Below are 18,815 nucleotides of genomic sequence, written 5' to 3'. Positions count from 1 at the left end.
GACTACCACCTTGGGATCCGGTGGAGATTACGCCGCCCGTTTCGGCGTCGTGAATGGCGACGTAGTGCAAGAGATCGGCTGGGACGACGACGCAGACACGGCCATCTCTGAGGCCATCGAGGATGCCATTGGGGCATCGCTTCTCGACGAAGACTCCGTGGAGCTGTGCGACACCATCCTGCTCTGGCACCGTGATGAGGATGGCGACCTCGTCGACTCGTTGGTGGATGCGATCCGCAACCTTGAAGAGGGCGGGCGCGTGTGGCTGATGACGCCCGGTGCGGGCCAGCCCGGCGGTGTGAACCCAGGCGAGATCTCCGAATCTGCCCAGCTCGCCGGCCTCGTGCAGACCAAGGCCGACCGCTTCGGTGACTGGCAGGGTTCACTGCTTACCGCGCCGAAGGCAGGCAAGTCCTAAACACGCGGGTTTGGGCGTGCGACAGCTCGTCTGTTAAGATTTTCCGCACGCGCGCCGTTAGCTCAGCTGGAAGAGCAACTGGTTTACACCCAGTAGGTCGGCGGTTCGAGCCCGTCATGGCGCACCAGCTCAAAGTCCCTCTTCGTATGATCGGAGAGGGGCTTTAGCATCGGCAAACAGGAGAAATAGCAACGGTGAACGCAGACGGCAACGACCCGAACGGACCCACATACGTTGAGCACTACGGCAAGCGCTTCTCGGACGACTGGGGCCAGATCACCTTCGAGTGGTCCGGATACGAGTGGTCGATCCATGGCCCACGGGGCGAGCCGCAGGCGGAACACCCCAAGACCGGCGAGCGCCAGTGGGTGAACGGAGTCGAGGTGCGAGACAACGGTGATCTCGCATTGCGCAGCGAGGGTATCGACGGCGGTGTGGAGATCCTCACCGTGCCGTCCCTCGGATACGGCGTCTACACCTTCATCTACAGCGCGGACTTCAACGCCATGCACCCCAGCAACGTCCTGGGCGTGTTCACCTACGACTGGATCGAGTTCAACCACGGCGGTGGCTACTCGGAGATCGACTTCATCGAGATCTCGCGCTGGAACGCCCCGCACCTGGAACTCCCACACGCGAGCGTCACGTATTACCCCGATGACCTCGAGGTCGCCCGCCCCGGCACCGGCATCATCCCGTCAGCATTTGAGATCCCCGCCGGCCATCAGACACTGACCACCCGCGCGGAGTGGCGCGACGGCTACCTACGAGTCGTCACCTCTACCGCCGATGGGCAGGTACTTTCAGACACGGAGAGCACGTCCCGCATCCCGCGCGACAATGCACAGCAGGTGCACATCAACATCTGGACCTCGCAGCAAGAGGATAGGGAAGGATACCAAGGCTTTTCGACGGCCAGGGGCGACGAAATCATCTTCCACAGCTTCAACTACGAGGAGTAGGGCGCGGTTAAAGCGCACTACAGGATGTCGGCGCTCTCCATGTCAACGCCGCGAGCATCCGCGAATTGTGCCGGGTCCGCATAGACCGGTCCGAGGCCAGCTCCCGTGAACACGGCGTCGGTGAGAATCGCGCCGTACATTTCCGCCTCGCAGAGAATCGCGTTGGTGAAGTTCGCGCCGGTAAAGTCTGCGCCGCGGAGATTCGACCAAGCCAACATCGCCCCGGTGAAGTCACAGCCTCGGCAAATGCTGCCGGAAAAGTCGGCCTCCAACAGGTCGTAGTCCGAGAAATCCTCGCCGCTGAGGACCCGGCCCGCCAGGTTCGCGAAGCGCTCCGGCGGCAGGTTGCGGTAAGTCCCCATGGCTGCCAACTCTACAAAGGCTCGGTTATTCGAAATGGGAGCAGATCGCCGGGTCGGTGATGTAACCCTGTTGGCAGCCCCACTCGGCCTGAATCTCGCCACTTGTTCTGTTCGGGTACCCGTACTCGTCGTAGCCATACCCATTGACCGCTGCGCCGCCAGGTTTAAGCCCTGATTGGCCCTCCTGTTCGAGGTAGGCAGGGCCTCCAAGTTTCTGGAAGCAATCCTCCGAGTAACGGACCTCTCCATCAGACCAGAGTGCGGGGCCGGGAGTGCCTTCAAGGCATTCCGCGACGTATGGAGCTGATTCAACCAGGTCGGCCTCCACCGTGGCTTCAGGCGGACGAATGGAAGCTGTGTTGGGTGTGGCCTCGTTCAGCGGCAACCGGTACGACTCAAACTTCAGCTCCGTGGCTTCGTTCGGAATGTGGAAAACACCGTAAACCCGTATCTTCTCACCTTGATCGACGGTTTGAGACCAGCTCTCGAAGCCATCACTGGGAGGTCGACATTCGGAGTCCATCTTGAGCGATTGTGTGAAGCCATCCTTGTCGACGAACTTCGGATCGTTGAGCATGGTCCAGGTGTTGTGGATTAGCTGAACCGGTTCCACCTCTGCCCAAATCTGCAGATATTCTTCTTCCGCCTCGGGTTGCAGACCGTACTCATTGGGTCCGTATCGGCAATCTCCTCCGACCGTCAACTCCGTGATGGTCAGGTTGACTTGGTCTCCCATTTCCCCAACGTCAAACGTTTCACCGATTCCTACTTCCTGGTGTGTGAAAACAGCAGGTGTTGTCTCCGATGATGAGCTGGAAGCCGCAGGAGGGGAACTGGGCTGCTCGTCTTGGCTTCCGCATCCCAACAAACCAGCACCGGAAAACACCACGGTCGCCGCAGCTGCAGTTAGTCGCTTCACGAATACCTCCGAATGTCTATCTTTATTCGGATGATATTCAAGTGTCTATTGAATCTCGAACTCGGCCTCGATCGCCGCGAACAGCGCTTCGGCGACATCCGAGCCAGCGCCAGCGGGGATGAACAGCGTCACGTCGCGGCCGTCCGGGGTGGGGAAGGTGGCAGCCGCAGCGTCGACGGGCAGTGCCGCTGCGATGACGTCGAGCTCGAACGTCCGGCTCGCGGTGCCAGCGTCAGTGCCGTTAGCGTCGGCGCCGTCGCCGTCAGTCGGCAGGAAGTCGTAGTTGATGTCGGTGACATCCCATTCGCCGAAGCGCACCCGCACGGATCCGGTCGCCCCGTCGGTCTCCGGGTCGGGCATGACCGCGACGTCGGTGGCTTCGGAACCTGCTGCGCCTGCGAAGCGTTCGACGATTGCCACGATGTCCTCAGCGGAAATAACACCGGCCTCCACCTCGACGGATGAGACCACGGCACCGTTCAGAAACGGCGCACCATCCGGGTCGTGCAACCCCGCGACAGTGGTCAGCGGGTACGAGCGGAAAGTGGCCAAGTCGTCGGCCACGGCATCTTCGACATCCTCAGCCTCGATGTCGTCGTTAAGCGTGATGCCCACGCGCGCGAACGTTTCAAGGCTGGACTCCACAAGCGCGATGTCAGCATCGGTCGGCACAGAACCTGGGTGCATGGCGTCCCCTTCGTCGGATACAGCTAGCGGGTGCGGTCGCGCTGCCTATCGTAAGCCGAAGCCCACGGGTTGCGCCGGGCTTCGCCGTAGCGCGCCCGCGCCGGGGCTACCGACGCTCCAGATGACGTCGGATCTCCGTATATGAGAAACACTGAGTGTGACTCCCAAGATGATTGCCGTACATGTCTTTTCCATTGTCGGCGGCGCGTATCTTGCTCTGCTCAGAGACTATTTTCGCGAGTCGCTCGCCGAAGTATGTCACGGCCCAAGAATGCTCATTGAACCCCGGATCGTATTTGTAACCAGCTATGCGGCCTACAAGTGCGCATAGCCAGTCTGCGCATTGCACGGTTTGGTACAAGTGACTCTCCACTTCGAGAGGCGGCTCAAGCAACCGGTCGGCTTCGCGATGGGAGAACATAAAGGCGGCACTAGAGGCGAAAATCTCCATCCGCTCTTTAGGGCCCTGCTTATCCATGAGCAATAGGTAGTTTTCACCGTCGGGAAGAGAACGGTTGACGCGCTGGATGAGCTGTTTCATCGCGTGGTCGTACCGTGAGGTTTCGTTCTCCGCAGTCTCATCATTAGGGCCGCGGGGTTTCTCTTGCCCGTAAAACACCATCTTCGCATCGAGACGATCCAAGGTGTTCAGCAGTCGGTTCACCATGCCCCGGACTTCGCGGTATTTGCGGACATTGTTAGTCGTGAGTAGTGAGGCGCCCTTCTTCTCCCAATGCTCAACCGGCTTTCCCTTGGCAATAACTTTCGCATGGATCCCTTCTTTGAGCCCCGCCTCTTTAACGTGGCGAAAACCCCCGACAGCTGACGAACATTGTCGGCGGGAATGATGAACCCACCTATCCCAAATACTGGGTGGGTGTTGTACTTGGGATGATGCCGAGAGATGAATGCCCCGTTGTGCCCGAACTCGTCGAAATAGCCTAAGTACATTGTCCCCCTGACACACGAAAGCTCGTGCGGTTAGCACGAGCCTCGGAATTGGAGCACCGGAGTGCGTCCATAGCCGATTCTAGAGCGGGCCGTCGTCTAACTCAACTACAGCTAGCGGGTGCGGTCGCGCTGCCTATCGTAGGCCGAAGCCCACGGGTTGCGCCGGGCTTCGCCGTAGCGCGCCCGTGCGGGGGCCGGAGCAGCAGTGGCACCAGCAGCAGGAGCAGTTTGCTTATCGACGCCCTCCTGTTCTTCCACAGAACCGGAATCGGGATTAGGTTCGGCGCCGTTGACGGTGGCGTCGTCAAGCAAAAGCTCCTCTTGCTCCTGACGGAAGCGGCGACGCTCGCGCGTTTCAGCGACGATGAAGTAGATGAGGCCGGCGGGAGCGAGGATGCCGAAGAGTATCCATTGCAGGCCGTAGGAGAGGTGGTTGCCGGTTTCGAGCTGCGGAAGCGGGACGGCGGTGAGGACGCCGGGGGAGTCCGAGAGCAGCTGGATGTAGGGGCTGGCGAGGTCGGTGCCGATGAGTTCGCCCACCTGGCCTGGGCTGATGGAGTAGACCATCTGGTAGCCCTGGTCGTGGTTCGGCGCGGTGGGGTGAGTGCCTTCGTCGACGCGCATCATGCCGGTGATGGTGACGTCGCCGGTAGGCGGGGCGTCGAATGCGGGCACGCGCGTGGAGTCCTCGGCGGGGACCCAGCCGCGGTTGACCAGGATGGTTTGGCCGGTTTCAAGCTCGAACGGCGCAAGCACCTGGAATGCGGGCGTGCGGTCGACGGGGCGCAGGCGCAGCAGGACTTCGTCGGAGGTGAAGCGGCCCGTGGCCGTGACGCGCGTCCACTCCTGTTCGGGGTCGAAGGAGCCGTCTGCGCCGAGCACCTGGGCAAGCGGCACGGGGTCTTGCTCAAAGGCCTCGACGATCTGCTCGTTGCGATGCTCCAAGCGCTCGTTCTTGCCCAGCTGCCAGGGCGCGAGGAACGTGAACGCGAAGTAGGAAAACGCCACGATCAAAATCGCGGCGATGACCCAGCCCGGGGTGAGAAAGGTCTTCCACCACGGTTTATTTCCGGCTTGCTGGGTACTCACAAGGCGCTAGTTTAGTCGCTCGCCCACCCAAGCAATAATGCCGTCAGCTGCGGCCTCGATCTGCTCGCGGGTGGTGGTGAAGCCTTCCGGGCCGCCGTAGTAGGGATCGGCCACGCCCTCGCCGTCCGCATCCGGGTCGAAGGAACGCAGCAGGCGCACTTTCTCCTCCGGCACGCCGCGTGCGACCAGCTCAGAGACGTGGTTCGTGTCCAGCGCGATTATCAAGTCCGCGTTCTGCTGTTCCGCGCCGAACTGCTGCGCGCGGTGCTCGGAGCCGTCGTAACCGTGCTCGGCCAGCTCAACCAGAGCGCGCTTGTCTGCTGCGTGGCCGACGTGCCAGTCGCCGATGCCGCTGGAGGTGACGCGCACGGCGTCGCCCAAGTCGACGTCCTCAAGCTTCTGGCGAACGATGACCTCCGCCATCGGCGAGCGGCAGATGTTGCCCGTGCACACAAAGTCGATGTGCAGCTGCGCTGTGTTCTCGCCCTGGTTGCCGCTTTGCTCAGCGTCCGACATGGTTCCTCACAATCTCCTTCAGCTCCTCGGTGTCGCGCGCGATGTGCGTCGCCTGCGCCCATTCGTCTGCATCACCATAGCCCCACGTCACGGCTACGGACGGGAGGTTGAACTCCGCCGCGCCCGCAAAGTCGTGCTTGCGGTCGCCCACCATCAGCGGGTTGTGCGGGTTCACCGAGTCCAGCACGTGCCGGATCACCTCGATCTTCGTGGTGCGGTCTACGTCGTAGTCCGCGGCCCCCAGGAAGTCGATCATCGGCAGAATTCCAGCTTCTTCCAGCGCCAGCCGAGCGAACTTTTCGCTTTTCGACGTCGCCGTGACCACCTGCAACCCTTGTTCCTTCCACTCCCGGATTGCCTCGACCACGCCGTCAAACACGGTGAAGACCTGCCAGCCCTCGATCGACATGAATTCCGAATACACGCTTAGCGCGCGGTCGATGTCGGCTTCGTCGAGACCGGCCGCCGCCATCGACTCCCGCATCGGTGGGCCGGGGATGCGCTTGATAAAGCTCTCGTCGGGCAGCGGGTGGCCCACCGCGTCGAGCCCGCGCACGAATCCTTCGCGGATGCCGGGGTAGGAGTCGATGAGAGTGCCGTCGACGTCAAGGAGCAAGGTGGTGGGGCCAGATGATGCAGTCACGCGCACCAGCATGCCCAATTTGTAGGCTGGGTGCCATGAGTGTCACCGTTGCAGATGTCGTCGCCGCGCTGGAGGCCGCCTACCCGCCGCAGCTCGCCGAAAGCTGGGACAAGGTCGGGTTGATCTGTGGCGACCCGGACGACGGGGTGAGCCGAGTCGCTTTCGCGCTGGATTGCACTTTGGAGGTGGCGCAGGCTGCCGTCGAAAGCCAAGCGCAAATGCTGGTCGTGCACCACCCACTGCTGCTGCGAGGGGTGTCTTCCGTGGCAGTGGATACGCCAAAGGGCAAGGTCATCCACACTTTGTTGAAAGGTGGGGTGGCGTTGTTCGCGGCGCACACGAACGCGGATTCCGCGCGCCCGGGAGTCTCGGACAAGCTGGCCGAGCTGGTGGGCATTACTCCGGGGCGGCCGATCAAGCCGGTGCACCTCGACGGCATTGACAAGTGGGGCGTGCACATCCCACCGGCTGATGTGGAGCGCGTGATGGCGGCGCTGTTCGAGCTTGGCGCGGGCGAGATTGGCAACTACCGCGAGTGCGCCTTCGCGATCGACGGCACCGGCCGCTTCACCCCGGTCGAAGGTGCCGACCCCACCGAAGGCGCGATCGGCAAGCACTACAGCGACAGCGAGACGCGCGTCGAGTTTGTCGCACCCACCACCCTCCGCAGGAAGCTTATCGACGCCCTGCGCAACGCCCACCCGTACGAAGAACCCGCCTTCGACGTAGTGCAGATGGCCGAGACTCGGGACCTTTCCAACGCCACCGGTTTGGGCCGCATCGGGGAGCTGCCCGAGCCGATGACGCTCGCGGCATTCACGCAGCAGGTCGCCGACGCCCTGCCGGAAACCGCGTGGGGCGTGCGCGCCGCCGGCGACCCGGAGCGGATGGTGCGGAAGGTCGCGGTGTCCTCCGGTTCGGGAGACGGCTTCCTTGAAGACGTAGCCAAGCTGGGCGTGGACGTGTACGTGACTTCGGATCTGCGCCACCACCCCGTCGATGAGCACCTGCGCGCCGGCGGTCCCGCCGTGATCGATACCGCCCACTGGGCCAGCGAATTCCCCTGGACCGAACAGGCCGCGGGTATCGTGGCCGAGTTGGGTGTGGAGACCGAGATCATCCCGATCCGCACCGACCCGTGGACCGTGTCCGCGCACCCGTCGAAAACCGAGCACCCGAAGCACTGAAGGAGTCACGCCATGCACCTGCCCAAAGACCAGCAGCTGAAACTCCTGCAGCTCGCCGAAGCCGAGCGTGCAGCCGCCCACCCCGGCGGCAAGCGTGAGGAGGAGAAGGAGCTCGAGCGCCTCACCGCCGAGCGCGAGCGCATCGCGTCCGCCGCGTCCGCCGCGCAGATGGCTGTGGACGATATGGAGCTGGAGATCCTGCGCATCCAGGAGGACGAACGCAAGCTCAAGCGCCGTGAGCTGGACGACAAGCACCAGCTCTCCGCCGAGACCGACCCGGAGCGCCGAAAGGATTTGGAGCACGACCGCTACGCCGCGAAGTCGAGAATCGCCGATCTGCTCTCTGAGCTCAAGGAGGCGCACAACGAGATCGCCGCGCTGCGAAACAACCGCGACAACCACGGCGCGCGCCTGGACGAGGCGAATCGCAAGGTTGAGGCCGCCCAGCGCGCCGTCGACGCGCTGCCGGAGGTCGAGCCGGTGGATACGGCCGCACTCCGCGTCGGGTTGCCGGAGGAGCTTCTTTCGCTTTACGACGACATCGGCGCCGCAGCCTTCAACGGCCGGACCTGCAACTCCTGCTTTATCCAGCTTCCGCCGGCGGAGCGCGCTGAAGTCATGGGCGCGGATGTCGACGAGCTGCCGACCTGTCCGAACTGCGGCGCGCTGCTCGTGCGCGTTACCCCGGAGCAGTAGGTAATGGGGTTGGCATGCGCGTAGCAATGTTTTGCGACGGCGGCTCCCGCGGCAACCCGGGCGTGGCCGGTTCCGGGTCCGTGGTCTACGGCGAGGGTGGTGAGACGCTCGCCGAAGTTGCCTATGTTGTCGGTGCGAAAGCGTCGAACAACGTCGCCGAGTACCACGGCCTGCTGCGCGGGCTCGAGGCCGCGCGCGACCTGGGGGCTACCGCGGTGGACGTGTCGATGGACTCCAAGCTTGTCGTCGAGCAGATGAATGGCCGCTGGAAGATCAAGCACCCGGACATGAAGGATCTCGCGCTTGAGGCCCGCAAAATCGCGCAGGGTTTCGATGAGGTGACCTACACCTGGGTTCCGCGCGCCAAGAACAAGAAAGCCGACGAGCTTTCCAACGTTGCCATGGACGCCGCCGCGAAGGACGGCACCCCGCGCGTGCTGGACGCGCCGGCCTCGCCCGCGACTGCAGAGCGCGAAGCGCAAGCGGAGAAGAAGCAATCGCACGTTGTCGCCGGCCCTGCGCATTGGTCCGATGCGAAAGCGCCGCGCACCCGGTTCGTCCTCCTGCGCCACGGCCAGACTGAGCACTCCGCACAGCGCCGATTTTCCGGCGCTGCCGAACCGGAGCTCACCGATATCGGTCACGCGCAGGCGAAGCGCGCTGCCGCGGCAGTCGCACAGATGGGGCAGATCGATGCGATCATCTCATCGCCGCAACGCCGCGCGCTGCAGACCGCAAAGCACTGTGCTGAAGCCCTCGGCCGCGACGAGTCGGACATCGAGGTGTACGACGGCTTCCGAGAAGTTGATTTCGGGGACTTCGAAGGCCTGACTCGGTACGAGGCTCTCCAGCGGTACCCGGAGCAGGTGGGCGTGTGGGAGGCGTCGTCAAGCGAAAGCCCTCCGAACGGCGAATCCCTGGCCAAGTTGCACCGACGGGTGACCCGCGAGCGACTGAAGGTGCAGGAGGCGCACGAGGGGCAGACGGTGCTGGTTGTGGCGCACATGACGCCGATTAAGTCGGTGATCCGGCAGGCACTGGGCACGAACGCGGAGACGTTCAAACACATTTTCCTTGATCTGGCGAGCGTGTCCGTGGTCGAGTTCTACGGTGACTTCGGGGTTGTGCGGGCATTCAATGATGTGGCGCATCACCGCCACTTCGAATAAGTTGAATAAATAATTTCTCTAGCTGCGCGACCGGGGCACAAAAGGGGCTATTGGTGAACTGAATCACTTGACGGCTTTCGCAGGATTTTCCTAGGGTTGAGGGTGAGATGCAAACGTTTGCAACAAGCAATTGCAGCAGTCTGCAAATCCGGAATCGAAGGAGGTGGTCACGGTGAGTCCTCGTCGCGCGACTTTGCGAGACGTCGCAGAGCAGGCTGGCGTGTCCGTCTCCACCGCCTCACGGGCGCTTTCCGGATTCCCCGCGATCTCAACCACCACGAGAGACCGGGTGGAAAAGGCCGCCCGCGAACTGAACTATCTGCCCAACCTGCAGGCGAGGGGCCTGCGGAACTCCAACTCCGCGGCCATCGGACTGACTGTGCCCAGCCTGGTCAACCCCTACTTTGCGGAGATGGCCACGGCGATCCAGCAGGCCGCCGAGCGCGACGGCTATTCGACGGTCACTGCCTCGACGCACGAAGACGCCACCCAGTTCGATGCCGCGTTGCGCGTATTTCAGAGCCAGCAGCTCAGCGGGTTCATCATCGTGCCCGCGGCGGAAAGCGCAGACGCTATCGAGGGGCTGAAGCAGAACGGGCACCTGATTGTGCAAGTGGACCGCAGACTTCAGGGCCTTGACCTGCCGTCGGTGGTCTCCGATCCGGAGGTTTCGATTCACGAAGCGGTTGGGCTGCTGTACGAGAACGGCCACCGACGGATTGGCTACCTTGCGGAGCCGAGCAGCACATCCACTGGTGTGCAGCGCCTGGCTTGCTTCGAATCCGCTGTGGCCAACCACCCCGACCTTGAACCGGTGATCTACCGGGGCGGGTATCGCCGCGAAGAAGGTCACGCCGGCACGATGACGCTGCTGCGGGACCAGGTGACAGCAGTGATCGCGGGCGACTCCATGATGACCACGGGTGCGCTCGAGGCCTGCTACGAGATGGGCATGCAGCCCGGTGTGGACCTTGCGCTGATCGGTTTCGACGACCAGCCCGCGTTTCGGATTCAACCCGCCCCGCTGACGGTGATCGACCAAAACGTCACCGAGCTTGGCCGCCGCGCATGGGCGAAACTCCACGCCATGTTGCAGGGCGAGGACTACGAGTCGGAGGAAGTCCTGCCCACACGGCTCATTGTCCGCGAATCCTCCAAGCGCACTGCTCAGCCTCGGGCTCGCCAGAGCGATATTCAACAGTCCGATCATTTTAAGGAGGTGCAAGGGTGACAACACCGATTCTCCAGTTCGAGAACGTGTCCAAGTCCTTCGGACCCGTGCGCGTCATTGAGGACGTTTCACTTACGGTCGAACCCGGGCGCGTACTCGCACTGCTCGGCGAGAACGGCGCAGGCAAATCGACGCTGATCAAGATGATGGCGGGTGTGCACCAGCCGACGTCTGGGCGCATTCTTGTCGACGGCCAGGAGGTGACGATTGCCGATACCAAAGCGTCCGAAGCGCTCGGCATCGCCACGATCCACCAAGAACTCAACCTGGTGCCGACCCTGTCCGTCGCCGAAAACGTCATGCTCGGCCGAACGCCGCAGCGCGGCGGGTTGGTGAACTTCCGTGAGCTGCGCGCACGCGCGAAAGAAGCGCTGGATCGGATCAAGCTCGATGTCAGCCTGAACACCCCGGTAGGGGAGCTCGGAATCGCGCGCCAGCAGCTCGTCGAAATTGCCAAGGCACTCTCAATGGACGCCCGCATGCTCATTCTCGACGAGCCGACCGCGGCGCTGACCGGCCACGAGATCGAGCAGCTGTTCACGGTGATGCGCGAGCTCAAGGCCGAAGGGGTCGGCATGGTGTTCATCTCCCACCACCTCGACGAAATCGAAGAGATCGCGGACACCGTGGCGATCTTGCGCGACGGGCACTTCGTCGCCGAGGTCCCCGCCGATACCCCGGAGCCGGTGCTGGTGCGCCACATGGTGGGCCGCGACATCGAAGACCAGTACCCGCAAGTAGAAAAGGCGATTGGTGAGCCGCTGCTCGAGGTCAACGGGTTGACCTCGGAGGGCAAGTTCCACGACATCTCCTTCACGGTCCGCGCAGGCGAAGTTGTCGGGCTGGCTGGGTTGGTCGGTGCCGGTCGCACAGAAGTCGTGCGGGCCATCGCCGGTGCCGACCCGGTGGATTCGGGCACGGCAACCATCAACGGCTCCCAGCTCAAGTCCGGCAGCGTCGCTGATGCCATCAGCCACGGCATCGGTCACGTCCCGGAAGACCGCAAGGCGCAGGGCCTGGTGTTGGGGGCATCGGTCTCCGACAACATCGGGCTTGCGACGCTGCGCTCGACCTCCAAGGCGGGGCTGGCTGACATCTCCGGCCAGCGGCGCCGCGCCAGCGAGGTCGCCGAAACGCTGCGCATCAAGATGGCCGGCATCGGCCAGGAGATCCGCAACCTCTCCGGCGGTAACCAGCAAAAGGCTGTGTTCGGCCGCTGGGTTCTGGCGGGGTCGAACGTGCTGCTGCTCGACGAACCGACCCGTGGTGTCGACGTTGGCGCGAAGGTGGAGATCTACAACATCATTAACTCGGTCACCCAGAACGGCGGTGCCGTGCTCATGGTCTCGAGCGAGCTGCCGGAAGTGATCGGAATGTCTGACCGAATCTTGGTGATGTCGGGCGGGCGGCTTGCCGGCGAGTTGCCGCGAGGTGCGTCGCAGGACGACATCATGGCGTTGGCCGTCTCCAACGTGGACGACGCCATCGTCGATACGCCAGGCACCGTAGGGGCTGCCGACGCAGCGGAGCCCGGCGAGAACGACACAACGAGAAGAGAGGCGCAACTATGAGCACGTCAGTAACCACGTCTGGGGCACCAAAGCCTCAGACCTCACCGTCGGCTCCGGCCGCCTCAGAGCAGATCTCCGGGCGCCAACGTGCGATCAACTGGATCATGAATAACGGCGCGCTCGTGGGACTCATCGTCCTGTGCATCGCGCTGTTCATCGCCACGCCACACTTCCTCACCGTCAACAACCTGATCAACGTTGGCGTCCAGGCAGCGACGGTAGCAATCCTTGCCTTCGGCATGACCTTCGTCATCGTCACCGCAGGCATCGATCTTTCCGTCGGCGCTGTCGCGGCGCTAAGCGCGATGGTGTCGGCGCACATGTGGGCCAACGCGGGACTGCCGGGCTGGGTCACGCTTATCCTCGGCCTGCTCACCGGGTTCGCCGCCGGCGCCATCAGTGGCCTGGCCACCGCCTACGGTAAGCTGCCCGCGTTCATCGCCACGCTGGCGATGATGTCCATTGCGCGCGGGGCGACCTTGGTGATCTCCCAGGGCTCGCCGATCGCCACTGCGCCCGAGGTCAACTGGCTCGGCTCCTCGGTCGGGCGTTTCCCTATTCCGATCATCATGATGCTGCTCGCCGGTGTGCTGTGCTGGTTCATCCTGTCGCGGACGGTGCTTGGCCGCTCCATGTACGCCATCGGCGGCAACATCGAAGCGGCGCGGCTCTCCGGCATCCCAGTGCGTCGCGTGCTGGTCGCGGTTTACGCCCTTAGCGGCGTCTTCGCTGCCCTGGCCGGCTTGGTCATGGCGGGCCGCCTCTCATCCGCGCAGCCGCAGGCCGGCGCCGGCTATGAGCTGGACGCCATCGCGGCCGTCGTTATCGGCGGCGCGTCCCTGGCCGGCGGCACCGGCAAGGCGACCGGCACCTTGGTGGGAGCCATCCTGCTTGCCGTGATCCGCAACGGCTTGAACTTGCTCAACGTCAGTTCGTTCTGGCAACAGATCGTCATCGGCATCGTGATTGCCGCTGCGGTCGGCTTCGACGTCCTGCGCAAGAAAACAACTACATAGTCCTCTCAACTCCACATCCCGAGTCACCTGTTTCCCGAAGGAGCACCAATGTCCAAGAAATCCATCTTCCGCAAGACCACCGCTGTCATCACCGCTGCAGCGATGGCGCTCAGCCTCACGGCCTGCAACCGCGACTCCGCAGGCGGGGGCGGCAACGTCACTTTGGCGCTGTCGACACAGACCAACCCGTTCTTCGTGCAGGTTCGCGACGGCGCGCAGGAAAAGGCCGACGAGCTGGGCATCAACCTCAACATCCAGGATGCCTCCGACGATGCGGCGACCCAGACCAACCAGCTCAACAACGCCGCCACCTCCGGCGCGCAGGTGGTCATTGTGAACCCGACCGACTCCGACGCGGTCGTACCGGCCGTTGAGTCGCTGAACAAGGCCAACATCCCGGTGATCGCTGTGGACCGTTCCTCCAACGGCGGTGACGTCGCTTCCTTCGTCGCCTCCGACAACGTCGCCGGCGGTGAGCAAGCAGCTGACGTGCTAGCGGAGGCCATCGGCGAGGAAGGCGAGATCCTCGTCCTCCAGGGCATCGCAGGATCCTCGGCCTCGCGTGACCGCGGCAAGGGCTTCAAGGACGGCATTGCCAAGTACCCGAATATCAAGGTCGTCGCTGAGCAGACCGCGAACTTCGACCGCACCAAGGGCCTGGACGTGGCAACCAACCTCCTGCAGGCTCACCCGGACGTGAAGGCCATCTTCGCGGAGAACGACGAGATGGCCCTCGGCGCGATTGAAGCGCTCGGTGCCCGCGCGGGTAGCGACGTCGTCGTGGTCGGCTTCGACGGCACCTCCGACGGCCTGGCAGCAGTCAAGGACGGCAAGATGTACGCCACCATTGCCCAGCAGCCGGGCGAGCTCGGCGCGAAGGCCGTCGAGGAGGCCTCGAAGCTGATCAAGGGCGAGTCGGTCACCGCCGAGATCCCGGTCGAGGTCGTCACCGTGGACAAGGACAACGTTGGAGACTTCGAGTAATGACGCAGATTTGCGTCGTCGGCTCAATTAACGCCGACCTCGCGGTGCGCGTCGCCCGCCACCCACTCCCGGGCGAGACTCTGCTTGGCACCGGCGCCCTGATCACCGCCGGCGGCAAGGGTGCCAACCAGGCGGTTGCCGCAGCGAACCTCGGCGCGTCGGTGAGCATGGTCGGCGCGATCGGCCGCGATTCTAACGCACAGCCCGCCCTGGAGTTTCTGAAACGCTCGGGCGTCGATCTCAGCCAGGTTCAGGAAGTGGAGTCCCCGACCGGCCTCGCACTGATCACGGTCTCCGAGGACGCGGAGAACACGATCGTCGTGGTGCCGGGCGCCAACGCGACCGTCGATAAGCAACAGGTGCGCAAAGCTGAGGCTGCGATTGCTGAGGCCGACATCGTGGTGCTCCAAGGCGAAATCCCGGTGTCCGGGTTCGCGGAGGCGGTGCGCCTTGCCACCGGCCGGGTGATGGTCAACCTCGCCCCGGTCATTGACGTGCCCGCGGACGTGCTGCTCCACGCGGACCCGCTCGTGGCCAACGAGCACGAGGCCGGACTCATCCTCGGCCTCTACGGCGTCGACGCGTCGGCGGCGGGGCAGACCGAGGAAGACATGGCGCTGAAACTGCGCGAGGTCGGCTTCGAAAACGTCGTGATCACCCGCGGTTCGCGCGGCGCGGTCGTCGCCACCGCCGAGGGAGTCACGCCGATCGCCCCAGCCACCGTCACGGCGGTCGACTCCACCGGTGCCGGCGACGCGTTCGTCGGAGCGCTTGCCGCGCAGCTCGCGCAGGGCAGTTCGCTTATCGACGCCTCGCAGCACGCCGCTAGGGTCGGAGCATTCGCCGCAACCCGGCAGGGCGCGCAGACCTCGTATCCCACTCCCGCCGACGAGCTTCCGGCGGTGACGCATGCGTAAGCGCGGCATTCTCAACGAGCAGCTTTCCGCAGCTCTGTGTCGCCTCGGGCACACCGACACGTTCGCGATCGGCGACAGCGGGTTGCCGGTGCCGGACGGCGTCGAGGTGATTGACCTCGCGGTGGTTTTCGGCGTGCCGCGCTTCGCCGACGTTGCCCAGGCGATTCTCGAGGAGGTCGTCGTCGAAGGTGCCGTGTTGGCCACCGAGACCCCGGACGAGATCACCGCATTGGTGCCCGCGGACTGCACCGACCGCGACACCGTCGACCACGAGGAGCTGAAGCAGCGGTTGGAAGACTGTGCCTTCGTGGTGCGCACGGGAGAGACCACTCCGTACGCCAACCTCATCTTCCGCAGCGGGGTGCCGTTCTAGGTACTGCTCGGCTCCCGCTTTCCTCAACGCCTACTACAGGCGTACACTCAACGCACGCGAATGAGTTGGCTGGGTGATCGCGGCTCGCCGTACCGCCACGTATGTGGGCACAGGCGGCGGTCGAGGAAAGTCCGGACTCCTCACGGGCACGGTGGTTGCTAACAGCAACCCGGAGTGATCCGCGGGAAAGTGCAACAGAGAGTAGACCGCCTGGGAAACCAGGTAAGGGTGAAAGGGTGCGGTAAGAGCGCACCGGCGCCTGTGGTGACACAGACGGCCAGGTAAACCCCACCGGGAGCAAGGCAAGAGCCCCTGCCGCCTCGCGCGGCAGAGGTTGTCGGACGCTACGAGGCTGCCCGCCCATGTCCGAAGGTAGCTGCTTGAGGCCCCCAGCAATGGGACGCCCAGATGGATGATCACCGCCCCGCCAATAAGCGGGGAACAGAATCCGGCTCATAGGCCGGCTCATTCGCGCATGCCATTTCATGTCGCCAACTCGCGGCGGTTTTCTGGCACGATGGCTGATCATGAAGCTTTACGCCGCGCCACTGAATTTCCGGGCACTTGCCGACGAGTTCGATGTGCCGACGGATTTCACACCTGCGGTGGAGGCTGAAGCCGCACAACTCACCGACGCGCACGCGGATCGGCGCCGCGATGCCCGCGACATCCCCTTTGTCACCATCGACCCGCCGGGGTCGAAAGACCTCGACCAAGCCCTCTACATCGAGTCGCGTGGCGACGGGTACCGGGTGTACTACGCCATCGCCGACGTGGCCGCGTTCGTCGAACCTTCCAGCTTGGTCAAGCAGGAGTCGCTGGTGCGCGGCCAGACCGTGTACCTTCCCGACGAACCCGCGCGCCTCCACCCGCCTGCACTGTCCGAAGGCTCCGCGTCGCTGCTGCCCAACGTCGATCGCCCTGCGGTGCTCTGGACGTTCGACCTGGACGCCGAAGGTGAGGTGGAAGATGCCCACGTGGAGCGCGCGCTCGTTCACTCGGTCGCACGCCTGGATTACGACGAAGTGCAGCTTGCTTTCCGACGGCGTGCGGAGCATCCGTCGATAAGCAAACTGCCCCAAGTTGGCTGGCTGCGGCAACAGTCGTCGCTGCGGCGCTCCGCGATTAACCTGCGACTGCCTTCGGTGCGTGTGGTGGAGGATGCCGGCGCGTTTGAGCTGGTGATTGAGCCGCGGCACGCGGTGATGGATTACAACTCTGAGATCTCGCTGCTCACCGGCATGGTGGCCGGGCGGATGATGGTCGATGCTGGCGTGGGGTTCCTGCGCACGCTGGGACCCGCTCCGCGCGATGCGGAAGCCGAGTTTCGACGCGAGGTGCGCAACCTGGGCTACGAAGTCACCGGGGGGATCGGTGAGTTCTTGGCCGGCGTGGACGCGGATACGCCGACGGGCATGGCGGTGATGCGTGAGGCGCAGAAACTCTTGCGCGGATCCGGGTACGTGGATCTCAGCGAGAAGGAAGCCGAGGTGCACGCCGGTATCGGCGGCTACTACAGCCACGTCACCGCGCCGCTGCGCAGGCTGATCGACCGCTACGCCACCGAGGTGTGCCTGGCGATCTGCGGCGGCTACGAGGTGCCGTCGTGGGTCGAAGACGACGCGCCGACGGTGATGGCGACGATGGCGCGGACTTCGCAGCTCGCGAACACGGTGGACAAGGCTGCGTTGCACCTGACCGAGGCGACCGTGCTTGCGCCGTGGGTGGGGCAGAACTTCAGCGGTGTGGTGCTCAAGCGCGGCGCTGAGGAGCAGGATCGGGCGCGCATCTTCGTGGTGCAGCCGCCGGTGCTGGCGCCTTCGATCGGCGCCCCGGCGGAGGGTATCCAAGGGATGTTCTCGCTGATCCGCGCCGATCCGTCTGCGCGCGAGGTGGAGTTCGCCTGGCCGGCGGACTAGCTAGTCTTCGAGACGCGCCGGTTCGCCCTGGCCGACCTCGGTGATTTCGAAGTCCTTGGCAAAGGTCTCGGCGAACTCTTCTGCCTCGCGCACCGGCACGAACGCCACGACGGCCTGGGAGGAACCGGCTGCCGCCGGGCGGGCCGCCGCCGCGCCGCGCTCGAGCGCGAGCGCCACCAGAGAGTCGGGAGTCTCGATGTCGTGCTGCTCGGTCGGCGAGTTCAGCAGCGTGAGCAGCTCGTTGCCCCGTCGCGAGCGCAATGCCTTCGCGGTTGCGAGGCTGCGCAGCGTCTCCGTCTCGCAGAACTGCACCCAGCGGCGCGCGGTCGCCGGGTCCGGGGCATCCTTGTCACCGGCGTCGCGCCGGGCCTCGACCCACTCGACAACGCGGTCCACGTTCTCCGGCAGTTCACGCAGCGAGGTCACACCGAAGTTTGCCACCGCCTCGTCGATGAAGTTGCGCCACTCGGCGAGCCGTTCCGCCTGCTCGCCGTAGGGCTGACCGAAGCTGGTTGCGACGGAGAAGATCCGCACGCCCATCTTTGCTGGGTGGGGTGCCTGGGTAATCGAGTTGTCCGCGTAATCGACCACGTTGATCTGGCCAGCCGTGCCGCGCAGCGCCACGGTGTGGCGGGCGCGCAGCAGCGGCAGCGTGGAGTTCGCGGCCACGTTGGCGGAGCAGATCTCGGCGAGGCGGGCGCGCATCGGCGGCTCGTCCGCCTCGGGGTTGTCGGCGGCGAGCGCAAGCGCGATCGCGGCATCCGCGGCGTACAGCGCGCCTAGGCCCGCTCCCAGCGGTACATCGGAAACTACGGTGATGTTCAGTCCGGTGGTGTCGCGGGAAATCACTTGGCGGCTGATTAGGTGCTGCACCAGGCCGGCGCGGCGGCGGAGCCACGGGTGCTCGATCTCCCCGGCAGCAAGCTCGGCGAGCGAGGTTTCGCCCACCACTGGCTCAGCGAACGGGCCCTCGGAGTGCACCGAGATCACGTCGTCGTTCCGCCGACTCACGCACGCGGCAACGCGCTGGCCCGCCAGCCCCATGATGGTCACGCCGCCGAAGTGATCCACGTTCTCTCCGATGAGTACCCAGGTGCCGGGCGCTGATGCGCAATGCGTCGCCTCCGCGCCGGTGCGGCGTTTGTGCTCCTCGCGAGCGCGCTCCACTGGGCTGGTTGCAGGGCTTTTCCACGTGGCCATGTTTC

Annotated in this window: 21 protein-coding genes, 1 tRNA gene and 1 other RNA gene; 14 read left to right on the top strand and 9 right to left on the bottom strand. The window is 64.4% G+C overall.

All coding sequences use genetic code 11. The features are described from left to right. Positions 1–10 precede the first annotated feature (10 nt). From CGLAUT_RS08745 to CGLAUT_RS08735, 3 genes are all read left to right on the top strand, one after another. The gene (locus CGLAUT_RS08745; protein ID WP_095660381.1) at positions 11–418 is read left to right on the top strand and encodes a DUF3052 domain-containing protein; all 408 of its coding nucleotides are present in this window, start codon (positions 11–13) and stop codon (positions 416–418) included. 51 nt (positions 419–469) lie between these two features. Beyond that, a tRNA-Val gene (locus CGLAUT_RS08740) sits at positions 470–545 on the top strand. 67 nt (positions 546–612) lie between these two features. Further along, a complete protein-coding gene (locus CGLAUT_RS08735; protein ID WP_095660380.1) occupies positions 613–1,380 on the top strand; it encodes a hypothetical protein in 768 nt (255 codons plus the stop codon). 17 nt (positions 1,381–1,397) lie between these two features. Here the strand turns inward: CGLAUT_RS08735 and CGLAUT_RS08730 are convergent, their stop codons facing one another. The 8 genes from CGLAUT_RS08730 to CGLAUT_RS08700 form a co-directional block, all read right to left on the bottom strand. Beyond that, positions 1,398–1,742, bottom strand: a complete 345-nt coding sequence (locus CGLAUT_RS08730; protein WP_198304894.1) for a pentapeptide repeat-containing protein — start codon at positions 1,740–1,742, stop codon at positions 1,398–1,400. A gap of 25 nt (positions 1,743–1,767) precedes the next feature. After that, positions 1,768–2,661: a hypothetical protein gene (locus tag CGLAUT_RS08725; RefSeq protein ID WP_198304893.1), complete on the bottom strand. Its 894-nt coding sequence runs from the start codon at positions 2,659–2,661 to the stop codon at positions 1,768–1,770. A 45-nt stretch (positions 2,662–2,706) separates the two neighbouring features. Continuing rightward, the gene (locus CGLAUT_RS08720; RefSeq protein ID WP_095660378.1) at positions 2,707–3,348 is read right to left on the bottom strand and encodes a hypothetical protein; all 642 of its coding nucleotides are present in this window, start codon (positions 3,346–3,348) and stop codon (positions 2,707–2,709) included. A 106-nt stretch (positions 3,349–3,454) separates the two neighbouring features. After that, on the bottom strand, positions 3,455–4,108 hold the full coding sequence (locus CGLAUT_RS08715) for a DUF3800 domain-containing protein (protein ID WP_494337326.1): 654 nt from the start codon (positions 4,106–4,108) through the stop codon (positions 3,455–3,457). Next, positions 4,009–4,299, bottom strand: coding sequence for a DUF3800 domain-containing protein (locus tag CGLAUT_RS12235; protein ID WP_415877156.1), 291 nt, complete (start codon positions 4,297–4,299; stop codon positions 4,009–4,011). Before CGLAUT_RS12235 ends, CGLAUT_RS08715 begins: the two co-directional genes overlap by 100 nt. Positions 4,300–4,410: 111 nt before the next feature. Then, entirely contained in the window at positions 4,411–5,388 is a 978-nt protein-coding gene (locus tag CGLAUT_RS08710) for an SURF1 family cytochrome oxidase biogenesis protein (RefSeq protein WP_095660377.1), read from the bottom strand. A gap of 6 nt (positions 5,389–5,394) precedes the next feature. Continuing rightward, entirely contained in the window at positions 5,395–5,904 is a 510-nt protein-coding gene (locus tag CGLAUT_RS08705) for a low molecular weight protein-tyrosine-phosphatase (protein ID WP_095660376.1), read from the bottom strand. Beyond that, the gene (locus tag CGLAUT_RS08700) at positions 5,891–6,547 is read right to left on the bottom strand and encodes an HAD hydrolase-like protein (protein ID WP_232507092.1); all 657 of its coding nucleotides are present in this window, start codon (positions 6,545–6,547) and stop codon (positions 5,891–5,893) included. Before CGLAUT_RS08700 ends, CGLAUT_RS08705 begins: the two co-directional genes overlap by 14 nt. A 35-nt stretch (positions 6,548–6,582) precedes the next feature. On the opposite strand from CGLAUT_RS08700, the gene CGLAUT_RS08695 reads away from it, so the two are divergent. The 11 genes from CGLAUT_RS08695 (at position 6,583) to CGLAUT_RS08645 (ending at position 17,610) form a co-directional block, all read left to right on the top strand. After that, the gene (locus CGLAUT_RS08695) at positions 6,583–7,734 is read left to right on the top strand and encodes a Nif3-like dinuclear metal center hexameric protein (RefSeq protein ID WP_290184653.1); all 1,152 of its coding nucleotides are present in this window, start codon (positions 6,583–6,585) and stop codon (positions 7,732–7,734) included. Between the two features lie 12 nt (positions 7,735–7,746). After that, the gene (locus CGLAUT_RS08690) at positions 7,747–8,430 is read left to right on the top strand and encodes a zinc ribbon domain-containing protein (protein WP_290184652.1); all 684 of its coding nucleotides are present in this window, start codon (positions 7,747–7,749) and stop codon (positions 8,428–8,430) included. A gap of 14 nt (positions 8,431–8,444) precedes the next feature. Further along, entirely contained in the window at positions 8,445–9,599 is a 1,155-nt protein-coding gene (locus CGLAUT_RS08685; RefSeq protein WP_290184650.1) for a bifunctional RNase H/acid phosphatase, read from the top strand. 172 nt (positions 9,600–9,771) lie between these two features. Continuing rightward, on the top strand, positions 9,772–10,830 hold the full coding sequence (locus CGLAUT_RS08680; protein WP_290184648.1) for a LacI family DNA-binding transcriptional regulator: 1,059 nt from the start codon (positions 9,772–9,774) through the stop codon (positions 10,828–10,830). Then, a complete protein-coding gene (locus tag CGLAUT_RS08675) occupies positions 10,827–12,401 on the top strand; it encodes a sugar ABC transporter ATP-binding protein (RefSeq protein WP_290184647.1) in 1,575 nt (524 codons plus the stop codon). Before CGLAUT_RS08680 ends, CGLAUT_RS08675 begins: the two co-directional genes overlap by 4 nt. Before the next feature lie 104 nt (positions 12,402–12,505). Then, a complete protein-coding gene (locus CGLAUT_RS08670; RefSeq protein WP_290187114.1) occupies positions 12,506–13,417 on the top strand; it encodes an ABC transporter permease in 912 nt (303 codons plus the stop codon). Between the two features lie 48 nt (positions 13,418–13,465). Further along, entirely contained in the window at positions 13,466–14,401 is a 936-nt protein-coding gene (locus CGLAUT_RS08665; protein ID WP_290184646.1) for a D-ribose ABC transporter substrate-binding protein, read from the top strand. Continuing rightward, complete coding sequence (locus CGLAUT_RS08660) at positions 14,401–15,318, top strand: ribokinase (RefSeq protein ID WP_290184645.1); 918 nt, start codon at positions 14,401–14,403, stop codon at positions 15,316–15,318. Before CGLAUT_RS08665 ends, CGLAUT_RS08660 begins: the two co-directional genes overlap by 1 nt. Then, on the top strand, positions 15,311–15,691 hold the full coding sequence (rbsD, locus tag CGLAUT_RS08655) for a D-ribose pyranase (RefSeq protein WP_095660367.1): 381 nt from the start codon (positions 15,311–15,313) through the stop codon (positions 15,689–15,691). The genes CGLAUT_RS08660 and rbsD overlap by 8 nt, the downstream gene beginning before the upstream one ends. Positions 15,692–15,752: 61 nt before the next feature. Continuing rightward, an RNA gene (gene rnpB / locus CGLAUT_RS08650) (RNase P RNA component class A) lies at positions 15,753–16,163 on the top strand. A 55-nt stretch (positions 16,164–16,218) separates the two neighbouring features. Continuing rightward, positions 16,219–17,610 (top strand): ribonuclease catalytic domain-containing protein, encoded by a 1,392-nt coding sequence (locus CGLAUT_RS08645; RefSeq protein ID WP_095661146.1) that lies wholly within the window; start codon positions 16,219–16,221, stop codon positions 17,608–17,610. On the opposite strand, the gene CGLAUT_RS08640 is transcribed toward CGLAUT_RS08645, so the two are convergent. After that, positions 17,611–18,810, bottom strand: a complete 1,200-nt coding sequence (locus CGLAUT_RS08640; protein WP_290184644.1) for a galactokinase family protein — start codon at positions 18,808–18,810, stop codon at positions 17,611–17,613. Positions 18,811–18,815: the final 5 nt, after the last annotated feature.

The organism is Corynebacterium glaucum (genome assembly GCF_030408855.1).
Taxonomy (GTDB): Bacteria; Actinomycetota; Actinomycetes; order Mycobacteriales; family Mycobacteriaceae; genus Corynebacterium; species Corynebacterium glaucum.
Note: the sequence above shows the minus strand (reverse complement) of the source record. Positions and strands in the feature narration are given on the sequence as shown.